10 protein-coding genes are annotated in these 15,478 nt (G+C 72.4%); 6 read left to right on the top strand and 4 right to left on the bottom strand.

The window, feature by feature from the left end; all coding sequences use genetic code 11:
* Positions 1 to 4 precede the first annotated feature (4 nt).
* The 6 genes from VNT59_RS10765 (at position 5) to VNT59_RS10790 (ending at position 8,340) form a co-directional block, all read left to right on the top strand.
* Entirely contained in the window at positions 5 to 919 is a 915-nt protein-coding gene (locus VNT59_RS10765) for an FAD binding domain-containing protein (RefSeq protein WP_325498405.1), read from the top strand.
* The gene (locus VNT59_RS10770; RefSeq protein ID WP_325498406.1) at positions 912 to 2,840 is read left to right on the top strand and encodes a molybdopterin-dependent oxidoreductase; all 1,929 of its coding nucleotides are present in this window, start codon (positions 912 to 914) and stop codon (positions 2,838 to 2,840) included. Before VNT59_RS10765 ends, VNT59_RS10770 begins: the two co-directional genes overlap by 8 nt.
* A complete protein-coding gene (locus VNT59_RS10775; protein ID WP_325498407.1) occupies positions 2,830 to 3,846 on the top strand; it encodes a xanthine dehydrogenase family protein molybdopterin-binding subunit in 1,017 nt (338 codons plus the stop codon). Before VNT59_RS10770 ends, VNT59_RS10775 begins: the two co-directional genes overlap by 11 nt.
* A gap of 77 nt (positions 3,847 to 3,923) precedes the next feature.
* Positions 3,924 to 4,907, top strand: a complete 984-nt coding sequence (locus VNT59_RS10780) for a tripartite tricarboxylate transporter substrate binding protein (RefSeq protein WP_325498408.1) — start codon at positions 3,924 to 3,926, stop codon at positions 4,905 to 4,907.
* Between the two features lie 41 nt (positions 4,908 to 4,948).
* Positions 4,949 to 6,859, top strand: a complete 1,911-nt coding sequence (locus VNT59_RS10785; RefSeq protein WP_325498409.1) for a thiamine pyrophosphate-dependent enzyme — start codon at positions 4,949 to 4,951, stop codon at positions 6,857 to 6,859.
* A 35-nt stretch (positions 6,860 to 6,894) separates the two neighbouring features.
* Complete coding sequence (locus VNT59_RS10790; protein ID WP_414708377.1) at positions 6,895 to 8,340, top strand: NAD-dependent succinate-semialdehyde dehydrogenase; 1,446 nt, start codon at positions 6,895 to 6,897, stop codon at positions 8,338 to 8,340.
* Between the two features lie 181 nt (positions 8,341 to 8,521).
* On the opposite strand, the gene VNT59_RS10795 is transcribed toward VNT59_RS10790, so the two are convergent.
* The 4 genes from VNT59_RS10795 to VNT59_RS10810 are packed head-to-tail and all read right to left on the bottom strand — an operon-like array spanning position 8,522 to position 15,447.
* The gene (locus VNT59_RS10795) at positions 8,522 to 9,478 is read right to left on the bottom strand and encodes an AraC family transcriptional regulator (RefSeq protein WP_325498411.1); all 957 of its coding nucleotides are present in this window, start codon (positions 9,476 to 9,478) and stop codon (positions 8,522 to 8,524) included.
* A gap of 33 nt (positions 9,479 to 9,511) precedes the next feature.
* Positions 9,512 to 10,015 (bottom strand): YbhB/YbcL family Raf kinase inhibitor-like protein, encoded by a 504-nt coding sequence (locus VNT59_RS10800; RefSeq protein WP_325498412.1) that lies wholly within the window; start codon positions 10,013 to 10,015, stop codon positions 9,512 to 9,514.
* Positions 10,016 to 10,058: 43 nt separating this feature from the next.
* A complete protein-coding gene (locus VNT59_RS10805; protein WP_325498413.1) occupies positions 10,059 to 11,900 on the bottom strand; it encodes an adenylate/guanylate cyclase domain-containing protein in 1,842 nt (613 codons plus the stop codon).
* A complete protein-coding gene (locus VNT59_RS10810; RefSeq protein ID WP_325498414.1) occupies positions 11,881 to 15,447 on the bottom strand; it encodes a TonB-dependent receptor domain-containing protein in 3,567 nt (1,188 codons plus the stop codon). Before VNT59_RS10810 ends, VNT59_RS10805 begins: the two co-directional genes overlap by 20 nt.
* Between the last annotated feature and the right edge of the window lie 31 nt (positions 15,448 to 15,478).

Genomic DNA, 15,478 nt, shown 5'->3' on the forward strand with positions numbered 1-15,478 from the left:
GCTTGTGCTGACGTTCGACCGGTACCTCACGCCCGCCACGCTCGAGGACGCGTTCGACGCGATCGAGCGCATCCCCGGCGCCCGCATCGTCGCGGGCGCCACCGACCTGCTGCCGTGGGCCCGCCAGGGGCGCGCCGGCGACGTGCACCTGCCGGCGCTGGTCGACGTCACGCGCGTGCCGCAGCTGCAAGGCATTTCGGCGGCGGCCGGGCGCATCCGCCTGGGCGCGGCGACGCCGATCGCCGCGTTCCAGAACGACGCGCTGCTGCAGCGGCAGGCGCCGGTGCTGGGTTGCTGCGCCGTGTGGTTCGCCGACGACCAGATCCGCGAGCAGGCCACCATCGGCGGCAACCTGGTCAACGCGTCGCCGGCGGGCGATTCGCAGCCGGCGCTGCTGGCGATGAACGCGTCGGTGACGCTGGCGCGGCGCGAAGGCGGGGCGGTGCTGGAGCGCTCGCTGCCGCTGTCCGAATTCATCCTCGGTCCGAGCCGGACCGCCTTGCAGCCGCAGGAGATCCTCACGGCGATCGAGATCGATGCCGTGCCGGGCCACGGCGCCGCATTCGAGAAGGTCGGCCATCGCCGCTCGCTCGTGATTTCCACGGTGTGCCTGGCGGCGCTGGTGAAGCTCGACTGGGCCGGGCGCCGCATCGAGGACTGCCGCGTCGCGATCGGCGCGGTGGGCCCCGTGCCGCAGCGGCTGGCCGACGTCGAACACGCGCTGCAAGGCCAGGCGCCCAGCGCCGAACTGGTGCGGGAGGCGGCCGGCAGGGTGGCCGACCGCGTGCGTTCGCGCAGCCGTCAGGAGTACCGGCGCGAAGTGCTGGTGAATTTCGTCGAGCGGGCGCTGGTGGCCGCGCTCGGCCATGCCGGCGTTCATCTGGAGCGGCTGGCCAAGGAGGAACCCGCCCATGTCTGAACCGGCCACGCAGCATCCGGGCCGGTCGCCGCTGACCGAGGTCACGGCCACCGTCAACGGCCGCAGCGTCACGCGCGCCGTGCCCGTGCACTTCCGCCTGATCGACTTCATCCGCGAGGAGCTCAAGCTCACCGGCAACAAGGAGGGCTGCGGCGCCGGCGAGTGCGGCACCTGCTCCATGTTCGTCGACGGCAGGCTGGTCAAGAGCTGCCTGACGCCGGTCCAGAAGATCCAGGGCGCGCGGATCGAGACCGTCGACGACCTCGACCGCGACCACGGCATGACCGTGATCCAGCGCGCGTTCCACAAGTCCGGCTCCAGCCAGTGCGGCTACTGCATCCCCGGCATGGTGATGGCGGCGACGGCCACGCTGCGCCGCAATCCGGCCGCCGGCCTGGAGGAAATCAAGGAAGGCCTGGGCGGCAACATCTGCCGCTGCACCGGCTACCAGAAGATACTCGACGCGGTGGAGCTGGCGCGCGACGTGCTCAATGGCAGCAGGCCCGAGTCCGCGCTCGACGAAGAGCAGGCCGCCAGCTTCGTCGGCGCCAGCACGCGCCGGCTCGACGCCCCGGCCAAGGTGACCGGCGCCATCAAGTACGCCGCCGACCTGTGGCTGCCCAACATGCTGCACCTGCAGGTGCTGCGCAGCCCGCATCCGCACGCCCGCATCGTGAAGATCGATGCCAGCGCCGCCAAGGCGATGCCGGGCGTCGAGTGCGTGATCACCAGCGACGACGTGCCCGGCATCGACAACTTCGGCGTGTTCATCGAGGACCAGCCGATCATGGCGCGCGGCGTGGTGCGCTATGTCGGCGAGGCGATCTGCGCCGTCGCCGCCGAGACCGTGGAGATCGCCCGCGCCGCGGTGCGGGCGATCAAGGTCGACTACGAAGTGCTGCCCGGCCTGTTCGATCCGGAGGCGGCATTGGAAGCCGGCGCGGTGCAGCTGCACGACTTCGCCCCGGGCAACGTCTGCAAGCACACCAAGATCCGCAAGGGCGACGTCGAGGCCGCGCTGCGGGAGGCCGAGGTCGTCGTCGAGGAGACCTACCAGACCGCGCCGATCGAGCACGCCTACCTGGAGCCCGAAGCGGGGCTGGCCTACCTGGAGCCCGACGGCTGCGTCACGGTGCAGTCGCCCAGCCAGAACATCACCCACCACCGGCACATGCTGGCCAAGATCCTGGGCCGGCCGATCAACAAGGTGCGCATGATCATGAGCACCGTCGGCGGCGGCTTCGGCGGCAAGGAGGACATGATCTACCAGGGCATGCTGGCGCTGGCGGCGATCAAGACCCGCCGGCCGGTGCGCTACGTGTTCACGCGCGAGGAAAGCTTCGCCGTCACGGCCAAGCGCCACCCGTTCCGGATCCGCTACACCATGGGCCTGAAGCGCGACGGCCGGATCGTCGCGACCAGGATGGTGATGATCGCGGACGGCGGCGCCTACGCGATGTCGACGCCCGGCGTGATGAACAAGTCGGCGATCCTCGGGCCCGGGCCGTACGCGATCCCCAACGTCTGGGTCGACGCGATCGGCGTCTACACCAACAACACGCCGGCCGGGGCGATGCGCGCGTTCGGCGCCTTCCAGTCCGAGTTCGCGACCGAGGCGCACCTGGACCTGTGCGCGCAGCGGCTCGGCATGGACCCGGTGCAGCTGCGGATGGTCAACCTGATGCGCGACGGCGCCACCACCCACACCCGCCAGCAGCTCGATCGGGTGCTGGCGGTCGAGTGCCTGGAAGGGGTGATCGAAGCGGCCGGCTGGGACGGCGGCGTGCCGCACCGCCAGGCCCAGGGCCTGCCGCCGCGCCAGGACCTGGGCGGCGCCGGCACGCGCGCGCCCTGCACATTGGGCGCGCGCCTGCCGCCCCAGCAGGCGGCCAACGCCAAGGGAGAAGCGCATGAAGCATAAGGGACGAGGCGTCGCCTGCGGCTGGTACGGCATCGCCCGCACCGCCGCGATGGACCGCGCCGCCGTGTGGGTCGAGCTCGACGACGGCGGCACCGTGAAGATCGCCACCGGCGTCACCGAGATCGGCGAGGGCGTGCTGACGGGCCTGTGCCAGATCGCGGCGCAGGAGATGGGCGTGCGGCCCGAGGACATCGTGCTGGGCGACAACGACACCGCGCGGGTGCCGGAGGCCGCGCATGCCGGCGCCACCCGCATGACCTACATGATCGGCAATGCGGTGGCGATCGGCTGCCGCGAGGCGTTCGGCAAGTTCCGCGCCGCCATGGGCGAGTACTGGGGCGTGACGCCCGAAAGCATCAAGGCCTTCGCCGGCGAGGTGTGGGTCGAGGGCTCGGCGAGCAAGCGCATGACGATGGAACACGCGGTGCACGTGCTCAAGAAGGAGCGGGGCATCGTCATCGTCGGCAGCGGCCTGTTCACCTCGAAGCACACCGCGCTCGACGCCGAGACCGGCGCCGCGACCCCGTGGCAAAGCTACGTGTTCGGCGCGCAGATCGCCGAGGTGGAGGTCGACGACGACACCGGCGAGGTGCAGGTGCTGGGCGTGTGGGCCGCGCACGACGTCGGCCGGGTGGTCAATCCGCAGCAGGTCGAAGGGCAGATCGAGGGCGGCGTGGTGATGGCGCTGGGCCACGCGCTGATGGAAGACTACATCCAGGTCGAGGGCCAGACCACGACGCCGGGCTTCGCCAAGTACATCCTGCCGACGGCGCTGGACGTGCCCAGGGTCACCTCGGTGCTGATCACCGAGCCCGACCCGAAGACGCCGCTGGGCGTCAAGGGCATCGGCGAGCCCGCGATCACGCCGACCGCGGCGGCGATCGTCAACGCGATCCACGACGCCGTCGGGGTGCGCATGACACGGCTGCCGGCGACCCCGGAGCGGGTGCTGGCGGCCCTGCGCGACAAGCGAGCGGCGAAGGCGCCGCTGCGCAAGGTTGCCTGAGCAAGCCCCCGGTGCGTGAGGCGCGCGACAGAATGCGCCGGTGCCCCGGGCACGACCACGAATACAAGGAGACAGACATGAACTTCGCCTTTCCGACCGGACCACGGTCCCTCTCGATCAAGCGGTGGGCCCTGGCGCTGCTGGCCGGCGGCGCGCTGGCCGCGGCCGCGCAGGACTTCCCGGCCAAGCCGGTGGAACTCACCGTGCTGTTTCCCGCCGGCTCGTCCGCCGACGTCGTGGCACGGGTCCTGGCCGATGGCATGTCCAAGCAGCTCGGGCAGCCGGTGACGGTGGTGAACCGCCCGGGCGCCGGCGGGGCGATCGGCTACAAGTACGTGTACGGCCAGAAGCCGGACGGCTACTCGATGGTGTTCAACTCGAACTCCATCTCGACGGTGCACTATTCGGGCCTGACGCCCTTCGACTACAAGGCCTTCGACCCGGTGGCCCGGGTCACGGTCGAACTGCCGGTGGTCGCCGTCAAGGGCGACTCGCCCTGGAACAGCCTGAAGGACCTGGTCGAGTACGCCAGGCAGAAGCCGGGTGCGCTCAAGGTCGGCAACTCCGGGCTCGGCAGCCACACCCACATCACCGGCGTCGGCTTCTTCAACGACCAGCGGGTGGAGGTGAGCCACGTGCCGTTCGGGCAGGCGCAGGTCGTCACCAGCCTGCTGGGCGGCCACATCGATGCCGTGGTGCAGCTGCCCGGCGCGCTGGCGCCGCTGGCCAAGGCCGGCAACGTCAAGGTGCTGGGCGTGCTCGCCTCGCAGCGCGAGCCGGCCTTCCCCAACGTGCCCACCGCCATCGAGCAGGGCATGAAGTTCCAGGCCGACATGTGGCGCGGCATCGCCGTGCCCAGGGGCACGCCCAAGCCGGTCGTGGCCAGGCTGGAGCAGGCCGTGCGCGCCGCCGTCAACACGCCGGAATTCCGCGCCCAGGGCGAGAAGCTCGGCTTCGCGCCGGCGTTCCAGCCGGCCACCGATTTCGGCCCGACCATCGCCGCCGACGACCAGCTGCTGGCGCGCGCGATGGAAAAGGCCGGCCTGAGGAAGACCCAGTAAGCGCGGCGCCCCGCCGCGCTCCCGTTGCCCCGAGAGAACCAATGAACCAGATTGCCGAACTGCCGCTGGCCGAACTGCCCGGCCTGGCGGGCCAGCAGATGCGTGCCGCCGCGATCGCCCGGGCCGGGAGCCTGAACGCCGCGTTGGCGCAGGGGCTGCTGCCCGCGCGCGCCAGCGTGTCGCTGTCGGAAGGCCTCGTGCTGGGCCTGCTGCGGCAGGGCGTGACCAAGTACCTGGCGATCTTCGGCCACGGCTCCACCGACCTGGCGGAGGTGCTGCGCGTCTACAGCGAAGCGGGCGTGACCCAGGTCTTCAACTTCCGCAACGAGGTGGAGATGGCCCATGCCGGCACGGCGCTGGCGTGGGTGCATCGCGAGACCTGCGCCGTCGTGACGTCGATCGGCCCGGGCGGGCTGCAGGCGATGGCCGGCTCGCTGGCGGCGGCCAGCAACGGCGTCGGCGTCTACCACATCTACGGTGACGAAACGACGCACGGCGAGGGCTACAACATGCAGCAGATCCCCAAGCCGCTGCAGGGCCTGTACGGCCAGATCACCGCCATGATGGGGCAGTCCTACGTGCTGCACACGCCCGAGGCGCTGCGCGACGCGCTGCGGCGCGGCACCCAGTGCGTGCACCATCCGTACAAGGCCGGCCCGTTCTACCTGCTGCTGCCGCTGAACACGCAGCCCAGGACGATCCAGGACCTCAACCTGGCGTCGCTGCCCGAGCGGCTGCAGGCGCCCAGGGCCGCGATCGGCGATCGCGGGCTGCTGGCGCAGGCGGCGGCGCTGATCGCGCAGTCGCCCAAGATCGTGATGAAGGTCGGTGGCGGCGGGCGCGAGGCGGCCGGCGCGATCCGCGTGCTGGCCGAGCGCATCGGCGCGGCCGTGGTGCTGTCGCCGGGGTCGACCGGCGTGCTGCCGGACGCGCACCCGCAGAACATGCACGTGGGCGGCAGCAAGGGTTCCATCAGCGGCAACTTCGCGATGGAGCGCGGCGAGCTGCTGCTGGTCGTCGGCTCGCGCGGGGTGTGCCAGGCCGACTGCTCCGGCGTCGGCTACCCCGCTGCGCAGCACGTCATCAACATCAATGCCGACCTCGCCGACGCGACCCACTACAACCGCACCCTGGCGCTGACCGGCGACATCACGATGGTGATCGGGCAGCTGCTCGAAGCCATCGGTGAGGCGCCGGACCGCTCGGCCGGGCGGCAGGCCTGGCTGGAGGACTGCGCGCGCGCCAAGCGCGAGTGGAAGTCGTTCCTGGCGCAGCGGCAGTCGATCGCAGGACTGGAGGACCCGGTGTGGCGGCGGCCGGTGCTGACCCAGCCGGCGGCGATCAAGCAGGTATGCGACTTCGCCAAGGCGATCGGGGCCGTGAAGTTCTTCGACGCGGGCGACGTGCAAGCCAACGGCTTCCAGACCGTGGAGGACGACCAGCCGTTCGAGACCTTCACCGAATCGGGCGCGTCGTACATGGGCTTCGCCACCTGCGCGGTGATCGCGTCCGCGCTGGCGGCCAAGCCGCGCTACGCGATCGCGTTCACCGGCGACGGCTCGTTCATGATGAACCCGCAGGCGCTGATCGATGCCGTGCAGCACGGCGCGCGCGGCATGATCGTGATCTTCGACAACCGCCGCATGGCCGCCATCTCCGGCCTGCAGCACGCGCAGTACGGCGTCGACTTCCGCACCAGCGACGGCGTGCCCGTCGACTACGTGCAGCTGGCATCGAGCATCGGCGGCGTCAAGGCGGTGTGGGGCGGCGAGACCGCGGCAGCGCTGCAGGAAGCGCTGCAGGAAGCGCACCGGCACGACGGGCTGTCGCTGGTCCACGTGCCGGTGTACGCCGGCACGGCGCCCGAGGGCGGCCTGGGCGCGTACGGCTCGTGGAACGTCGGCAACTGGTGCGAGGACGTGCAGCGGCGCTACCAGGGCATGGCCATCTGAGGGAACGGCAAGCAATGAAACGCGAAGAGTTCGGTCTGTACCGCCATTACGGCCTGTTCATCGACGGCGCCTGGCGCCCGGCCGCCGGCGGGGCCGTGCGCGAGGTGCTCGATCCGGCCAGCGAGGACATCCTCGGCTGGATCCCGGTGGCGGCGGCGGCGGACCTCGACGCCGCGCTGGCCAGCGCGCAGGCGGGATTCGAGCTGTGGCGGCGGACCTCGCCATGGGACCGCGCCGCCGTGCTGCGCAAGGCCGCCGACCTGATCCGTTCGCGCGAGCAGGAGATCGGCCGGCTGATGTCGCAGGAGACCGGCAAGCCGCTGGCGCAGGCGTGCGGCGAGACCCGCGACGCGGCCGACCAGTTCGAGTGGTACGCCGGCGAGACGCAGCGCATCTACGGCCAGACCATCGAGAGCCGGCTGCCGCAGGTGCGGATGCAGATCCGCCACGAACCGGTCGGCGTCGTCGCCGCCTTCTCGGCCTGGAACTTCCCGGCGCTGCTGCCGTCGCGCAAGATCGGCGCGGCGCTGGGCGCCGGCTGCTCGATCATCGTCAAGCCCGCCAGCGAAGCCGCCGGCAGCTGCATGGCGGTGGTGCAGGCGCTGGCCGACGCGGGCTGCCCGGCTGGCGTGGTGAACGTGGTCACCGGCGATTCGCGTTTCATTTCGGAGTACCTGGTGCGCTCGCCGGCGGTCGCGAAGATCAGCCTGACCGGCTCCAGCGCCGTCGGCCGGCAGCTGCTGCAGCTGGCCGCGGACGGCATCAAGCGCGTTTCGATGGAACTGGGCGGGCATGCGCCGGTGCTGGTGTTCGAGGACGCCGACGTGGCCTACGCGGCCGAGCAGTGCGCCCGCTTCAAGTACCGCAACGCCGGCCAGGTGTGCGCGTCACCTTCGCGCTTCTACGTCCACGAACGCATCTACCCGGCGTTCTGCGACCGGTTCGCGCAGGTGGCCAGGAGCCTGAAGGTCGGATCCGGCCTGGACCCGGCGACCGAGGTCGGCCCGCTGGCGAACCGCCGCGGCCTGGAGCACACGCAGCGGCTGGTGGCCGATGCGCTGGAGCGCGGTTCCAGGCTGCTGGCCGGCGGCGCGCGGCCGGCGCACCTGCCCGGCACCAAGGGCTATTTCTTCGCGCCCACCGCGCTGGCGGACGTGCCGCAGGACGCGCTGATCATGCGGCAGGAGCCGTTCGGCCCGGTGGCGCCGATCGCGCCCTTCGCCACGTTCGACGAAGCGATCGCCCTGGCCAACAGCACGGAGTACGGGCTGGCGTCGTACCTGTTCTCGCAGTCGCTGACGACGGCCACGCTGGCGAGCGAGGCGATCAAGGCCGGCATGGTGGGCATCAACGAACTCGCCATCGCCAGCGCCGAGATGCCGTTCGGCGGCGTCGGCGCCAGCGGGATGGGCCGCGAAGGCGGCCCGCTGGGCATCCGGGACTACCTGGAAGCGAAGTTCGTGAAGACCCGGCTGCTGTGAAAGCGGAGACAACCCAACAGCCGAACGCAGAGGACGCAAAAGGACGCAGAACACGCAGAGGATTCGGGGACAGACGCCAGGCCGAAGTCTTCTTGTTCACTTCTCTGGGGTGTCTTCTGCGTTCTCTGCGGCACCTTGGCGTCCTCTGCGTTCGGCTGTTGGGTTTCCCGCTGCTGGCGCTTCAGGAATTCCGCATCGCCTTGCGGTACTCGCTGGGCGACTGGCCGAAGCGCTGACGGAAGCGCCGGGTGAAATAGGCTTCGTCGGCGAAACCGACGGCGTTCGCCACCTCGAAGATGCGATCCCTGGTGTGCGACAGCAGGTGCTGGGCGCGTTCCATCCGCCGCACCGTCAGCCATTCCACGTACGCCATGCCGGTCTGCTTCTTCAGCAGCTGCGACAGGTAGTTCGGCGACAGGAACGCGGCCTCGGCCACCTCGTTGAGCGAGATGTCGCGCTCCAGGTGCTCGTCGATGAATTTGAGGACCCGGCGCAAGGCATCGGTGCGGCCCTGCATGTAGACGCGGCTGCCCGCCAGCGCCTGCAGCTCCTGCGCGTAACGCTCCACGGTGAAGCCGATCAGCTCCAGCAGGGTGCCCCGGATGCGCTCCATCGTCCCCAGCGTGCGCTGGCGGTGCAGCACCGTCAGCTGCTGCAGCAGCGCCAGCACGTGCTGGAAATCGCGCTCGTCGAAGACGAAGTCGACGTGGCCTTCGTACAGGAAGGGCGTGAGCTCCGGGTACTCCGCGATCGAGGCTTCTTCCATCTCGAGCGGCGACAGGTCGAAGTCGTGCCGCAGGAAGTTGGTGGCGAAGTTGATGACGTAGTAGTCCGGGTTGCCGAGCTCGTGCGCCGCGTAATGCACCCGGTACGGCAGGATGAAGATCAGCGACCGCGCCGGATACCTGCAGCGCTTGCCGCCCAGCACGTGGTGGGCCTCGCCGCTGATGTTGGCCTCGATCTGGAAGAACTCGTGGCGGTGCGGCGTGACCACCGGCGGGCGCACGCTGTGATCGCGGATCTCGAAGTCGAGCCGGTCGGAACGATCCACCATCCGGTAGGTCCGGATCGGCGGCGCCTCGGCGGCGGCGGGAGCAGGGGCGGCGGCCCGTGGCTGCTGGCGGAGGCTGGACTTCATGCGTGCGACAGCGGCAGGGACTGCGGCGGGGCGCTACCGCGCCGGCCGGCCGTAGCGGGCGGTGAACGTGGCCCTGGCCAGCGTGTTGGCGTTGATCATGAAGCCGGCCAGCGCCGCCGTCGCGTCCGGCGGCAGGTCCAGCCGCTCGGTGCCCAGCGCATGGACCGTGAACACGTAGCGGTGCGGCTGGTCGCCCGGCGGCGGGCAGGGGCCGCCCCAGGCCTTCACGCCGTAGTCGATGCGCACGTGGCCGGCGCCCCGCGGCAGGTTGGCGTCGCCTTCGGCGCCGGCATTGCGGGGCAGCTCGGTCGTGCCGGCCGGGATGTTCACCACGCACCAGTGCCACCAGCCGGAGCCGGTCGGGGCATCGGGGTCGTAGCAGGTCACCGCATAGCTCTTGGTGCCCTGCGGCGCGCCGCGCCAGCGCAGCGCCGGGGACTGGTTGTCGCCCGTGCAGCCGAAGCCGTTGAACTCGAAGCTGGCGGGCATCAGCGCATCGGGCTCGAGGTCTGGGCTCATCAGTGTGAAGCCGGTCATCACGCTCTCCTTGCGGTGGGGAAGTCGATCATCCTACGGAACGTCACCGCTGACCAGCCGTCGGGCCGGGCCCGGCGGCTGGCTGCGCCGCCGCGCCCGGGCCGCCCCGGGCGCCGTCGGCCAGCGGCGTGAAGACATGCACCGGCTCGGCCTTGCCCTTGACGGCGATCGCCTCCAGCGGCCGCAGGCCGATCCCGGGCGGCAGCCGCGCCGCCGTGACCGCCGACAGCAGGATGCCGGTGCCGAACGCCTTGTTCGCGCCTTCCAGCCGCGCCGCGACGTTCACCGTGTCGCCCACCGCCGTGTAGGCCAGGCGAATCGAGGAGCCGACGTTGCCGACCACCACCGGTCCGGTGTGCAGGCCGATGCGCATGGCCACCGGCGGCAGCCCGCGCGCGCGCAGCTCGCGCCGCAGCGGTTCCATCGCGGCCTGCATCTCGATGGCGGCCCGCACCGCGTGCTCGGCGTGGCCGTCGTCCGGCAGCGGCGCGCCCCAGAACGCCATGATCGCGTCGCCGATGTACTTGTCGATGGTGCCGTGCCAGCGGTGGATCACGGCGGTCATGGCGTCGAAGTAGGCGGTCAGCAGCTCGACCACCTGCGCCGGGTCGAGCCGTTCCGACAGCGCCGTGAAGTCGGCCAGGTCGGTGAACATCACGGTGACCTCGCGCGCCTCGCCGCCCGGGCGCAGCAGCTCCGGGCGCTCGACGAGCTGCGCCACCACTTCGGGCGGCACGTAGTGCGAGAACAGGCGGCGCACGTGCAGCCCGCGCCGGCGCACCGCCAGGAATTCGACCGTGGCGGCGGCCGCGGCGGCCGCGCCCACCGACAGCATGGGCAGGACCGGCGGCAGCCACACCCGGGCCCGGTCGAACAGCAGCCACGAGCCCGCACCGAGCGCGGCGGCCGTTGCCGCCGCGGCGGCCATGCCGGCGACCGGGTGCGCGGTGACCCGGCTGAGCGCCAGCCCCAGCGCCAGCGCGAGCACGACGGCCAGCGGCCAGGCGCGATCGAGCTCGCGGATGCCGCCGCCGGCGAGCCGGTTGGCCAGCAGCGTGGCCTGGATTTCGACGCCGGGGAAGGCGCTGTCGGGTCCCAGCAGGAACGGCGAGTTGAAGGTGTCGGGTTGCGCCGTGCGCAGTTCGGCGGCGCTGCGCGTGCTGCGGCCGACCAGCACGATCTTGCCGCGGAAGAAGCCGGGCGGCAGCAGGCCGGGCCGCACCGCCTGGTAGTACGAGCGGGTGTCGATCGTGCCGCGCGGGCCCAGGTATTCGATCAGCTCACCGCGCGGCGGCGCCGCGCCGGCGGGTGCCACCGCGCGCGCGAGCGCCTCGGCCATCGTGGCCGCGCCGGCCGGGCGCCGCCGCACCACGTAGTCCGGGTCGGGCTGCACGTGGATGTCGCCGGCGGTGGCGCCGGCCGCCAGCAGCGCATCGAGCGGGCGCACCTGGGTCCACAGCGTCGCGCTGGCGCTGTCGAGCATCTCGCGCGCGCTCGCCAGCACCACCGGCGGCGCGGCCGCGATGGCGTCGGCGAAGGCGGCGTCCTCGCCTGGGGCGCCCGGATCGGCGAACACGATGTCGAAGCCGACCGCCGCGGCGCCGTCGGCCGCCAGCCGCCGCAGCAGCTGGGCATGCAGGCTGCGCGGAAACGGCCACTGCTGTTGCAGTTCCTGGAAGCTCGGCTCGTCCACCGCCAGGATCGTGATCGGCAAGGTGCTGGCGCCCGGCGCGGCCAGCGTCGTGAACAGGTCAAACACCTTGCCCTCGAGCAGTCGCGCCGGCGCCGTGAGCGAGAGCGCCCACCCCAGCACGGCGGCCGCCAGCGCGGCGCCGATGCGCGCGGCGCGTTCGCGCCGGCGGTCCTCAGAAGCGGTAGCGCGCATCGAGCAGCAGCCGCCGCGACTGGCGATCCGATGTGGCGCCCAGCAGGTTGAGCGCCGCGGCGCCGATCACCCAGCGCTTGTCGGCGGTCTCCCAGAAGCCCATGAGGTCCAGGGTCGTGCCGGCCGGGCGCGCCACCAGGTTCTCCGGGTCCTCGAAGCGCCGCCCGCGGTGGACGAGGCGCCCGCTCAGGTAGACGCGGCTCGCGCTGGCGAGCGTCGCGCCCAGCGCCACGGTCGAGCGCGGCAGGTAAGGGATCTGCTTGCCGCCGGCGGTGGCGGCCGCGTCGTCGCTGCTGCTCGTGTCCATCCGCAGCAGCTTCAGGTGCCCGCTGACGTGCGGCGTGAACATGTGGTTCACGGCGAGCGTCGCCGCGCGGACGGTGCCGCGCTGGAACGAGGGCGCCGCCTCGATCAGGTCGGCGGTCGACAGGTTCACCACCTGGGCGTTGCGCAGTTCTTCGAGGAACGGCAGGCTGGGGGTGCGCAGGTCGACGCCGGGCGAGACCGGGTTGGCGACCCGCAGGTGGTCGAGCCGGGTCGCCACGAAGGTGCGCTCGCCGAGCGTGGCCGCCACCTGCGCGACCAGGCGGCGCTGGCGCCCGCCGGCTTCGACCAGCCGGTCTTCCACCGGGATGCCCGCGGTGTGCACCGGATTGAGGGTGCTGACGCTGAGCGGCCGCACCCAGTCCTGGTAGGCGGTGCGCAGCGTCAGGCCAGGACGCGGGCGGACCACGACGCCGAGCCGGGGCGTGACGCTGCGCCCCGTGCCGCGCTGGTCGGCAGTCGCGCGGTCGGCCGCGCCCAGGGCGAGAAAGCCGATGCGGTTCTCGCCGTGCACGTCCTGCGGCAGCCAGTTGGCCGCCAGCGCGGCGTCCAGGCGCAGGTCGGGCCCGAGCTGCCGCTCGCCGGCCAGCGTCAGCGCGGAGAAGCGGCGGCGGATCTCGTTGAAGCCGCTGAACACCATGGTGTCGGGCAGCGCCAGGCCGAACACGTTCAGCTGCACCGGCCCGGCGCCGGCCATCTGGTTGGACTGCCGCTCGCGAACGTGTTCCACGCCGAACGCGAGGCGGCTGTCGCCGTCGGGATCGAAGGTGTGCCGCAGCTGGACGTCGGTGGTGCGCTTGGCGAGCGAGCCGACCAGGCCCAGCGCGCCGGCGCCCAGCTCGTTGGCGAACCGGGATTGCAGGCCGTCGATCCCGGAGCGGTCCGTGCCCGAGCCGAACTTCAGCCAGGTCTGCGCCGTCGGCGACCAGCGGTACGACAGGCCGAAGGTGGCCTGCCGGGTCGTGTTGTCGATCTGCCCGGTGGCCAGCGTGCCGTCGCCGAACAGGTCCGCCGGGCGCTGGCTCGACAGCCGGATGTCGGTCTGCGTCAGGTACAGCAGCGTGCCCAGGCGCTCGGTCGGGCGGGCGCCGATCGCCACCGTGCCGACGCCGGCGCGGCCGTCGAAGGCTTCGCGGGAAAGGCCGAGATCGACCGGCAGCCGCCGCACGGCCGCGCCCTGCGCCTTCGCGAAGAAGGCCACCGGCGTCTCGCCCGGCACGAGCCCGTTCACCGCCAGCGACGGCCCGCGCAGCCGGTAGGCGTCGTGGTCGAAGGTGAAGCCGGCGACGCCGTAGGCGCCGGGCCGCTGCAGCAGCGTCGAGAAGCGCGGGCTGCCGCCGAACGCCAGCGGGTCGGCCAGGAAGCCCTGGAACAGCTCCGAGTTCTTGTTGAACTCGCCCGGGTAGCGGTCGGCGAGGAACAGGTGGCTGCCGCCCCAGTACGGGTACTCGCCCTCGTGCGCCAGCTCGAAGGCCCAGTCCTCCATGCCGAAGAACGCCAGCGAGGCCCCGAGGCTGGCGCGCCCCTGCTGGTCGCTCGCCAGCTGGTTGAGCGACTTCAGGTACGGCATGCGGCGGCCCGCCTCGCGCGCCGCCTGCACCGCCTCGCCGGCGCGGAACAGGTCGGCGTAGACCTGCGCGAGGAACAGCCAGGGCACCGGGTCCTTGTCGTCCAGCGCCGCCGCCTGCCGCAGCGTGACCAGCGCATCCTCGCGCCGCCCGAGCTGCCAGTAGGCGACGGCCGTGTAGGTCCTGGCCCGGGCATAGCGCGGCTCCATGACGCCGGCCCGCAGGAAATCGTCGAGCGCCGCCGCCGGCTCGCCCTGTTTGACGCGCAGCAGCCCGCGTCCGGTGAGCGCCACGTAGTCGGCCGGGTTGTCGGCCAGCGCGGCGTCGAAGGCGGCGCCGGCCGCGCGCAGCGAATGGCGGAAGGTCTCGAGCGTGCCGAGCTCGCCGCGGTAGCCGGGGCCGTGCGGGTTCAACTGCAGCGCACGGTCCAGGGCGGCGCGGGCCGGCACGCTGTCCTCGCGCTCGGTGTGGGCGCTGCCCAGGCCGAACCAGCCGCGGTCGTCGTCGGGCGCGAGCCGCGTGGCCTGGGTGTAGGCCGCGAGCGTGCCTGCCGCGTCGCCCTCGCGCCGTGCGAGCGCGCCGCGTTCCAGCCACAGCACCGCCGGATCGCCCGCCTGCACCGGCGCCAGCGCCTGCGCGCTCGCGCGCAGCCGGCCCGCCAGCAGCAGCACGTGCGCGGCCTGCGCCCGCAACTGCGGCACGCCTGGGAAACGCCGCAGGCCGGCGGCCAGCGTCGACTGCGCTTCGGCGTGCTCGCCGTCGACCGTCTGGACGTCGGCCAGCAGGGCGTAGGCGGCCGGGGGCGCATCGCCGGCGGCGAGCGTCGCGCGCAGCCGCGCGGCAGCCAGGTCGCTGCGCTGCGCCAGGATCTCGCGCGCGGCCTCGAAGGTCGCCACCCAGGCGGCGCCGGCGTGGCCGCGCGCCGCTTCGATCGCCCGCTGCATCGCCGGCAGGTCGCGCCGTGCCAGCGCCGCGCGCGCGTCCGCGAGCGCCGGCGGCACGTCCTGCGGCGGCAGCATGCGCAGCGGATCGGCCGCCAGCGCATTGACCCACTGCACGCGGTCGCGCGGCTGCGACAGCTGGATGCGCACCGGCGGCTTGCCGGCCTCGGCCAGCGCGGCCTGGTTGCTGCCGACGGTGATCTCGCCCTGCGCGTTGGACAGCGTCACGCTGCCGGACAGCACCGTGAGCAGCGTCCGGCCGTCGCGATCGACCTCGATGTCCCAGTCGGTGCCGCGGATGCCGGCGGTCGCCGTCGGCGTGTGCAGCTCGAGCCGGCTGGCCGGCGGGCGGCGCGTCTGCGCCCAGGCGCGACCGATTTCCAGCAGGATCGAGGTGAGCGGGCGGGCCGGGCTGGCGACGGCCTTGACCTGCAGCACCGTGTTCTGGTGCAGCCGCACCTGGGTCTGGTCGGCGAACAGCAGCGCCATGCGCGCGGCTTCGCGGGTGCGCACGAAATCGCCGGCCGCCAGCGGCTGCGCGACCTGGGCCGGCGACCACTGTTCGTGGCCGGCCGGGCGCTGGTCGCCGGCGCCCTGCAGCGTGAGGATTTCGGCGGCGGCGCCGGCCGGTACGGCCGCCGGCGCCGGGGCCGCGGCCAGCAGTCCGGCCGCGAGCAGCCACGGCACCTGTCCGCGGCCGGGATTGAGCTTCATGACTTCTCCTCGGGCCCCTCCAGCCCGGTCC

It is taken from the genome of Ramlibacter sp. (assembly GCF_035554825.1).
Lineage (GTDB): Bacteria > Pseudomonadota > Gammaproteobacteria > Burkholderiales > Burkholderiaceae_C > Ramlibacter.

What these genes read in the sequence shown, in the direction of transcription:
- VNT59_RS10770 (WP_325498406.1), top strand. Translation starts at nt 912, where the DNA reads ATGTCTGAACCGGCCACGCAGCATCCGGGCCGGTCGCCGCTGACCGAG.
- VNT59_RS10775 (WP_325498407.1), top strand. Translation starts at nt 2,830, where the DNA reads ATGAAGCATAAGGGACGAGGCGTCGCCTGCGGCTGGTACGGCATCGCC.
- VNT59_RS10780 (WP_325498408.1), top strand. Translation starts at nt 3,924, where the DNA reads ATGAACTTCGCCTTTCCGACCGGACCACGGTCCCTCTCGATCAAGCGG.
- VNT59_RS10785 (WP_325498409.1), top strand. Translation starts at nt 4,949, where the DNA reads ATGAACCAGATTGCCGAACTGCCGCTGGCCGAACTGCCCGGCCTGGCG.
- VNT59_RS10795 (WP_325498411.1), bottom strand. Translation starts at nt 9,478, where the DNA reads ATGAAGTCCAGCCTCCGCCAGCAGCCACGGGCCGCCGCCCCTGCTCCC.
- VNT59_RS10800 (WP_325498412.1), bottom strand. Translation starts at nt 10,015, where the DNA reads ATGACCGGCTTCACACTGATGAGCCCAGACCTCGAGCCCGATGCGCTG.
- VNT59_RS10805 (WP_325498413.1), bottom strand. Translation starts at nt 11,900, where the DNA reads ATGCGCGCTACCGCTTCTGAGGACCGCCGGCGCGAACGCGCCGCGCGC.
- VNT59_RS10810 (WP_325498414.1), bottom strand. Translation starts at nt 15,447, where the DNA reads ATGAAGCTCAATCCCGGCCGCGGACAGGTGCCGTGGCTGCTCGCGGCC.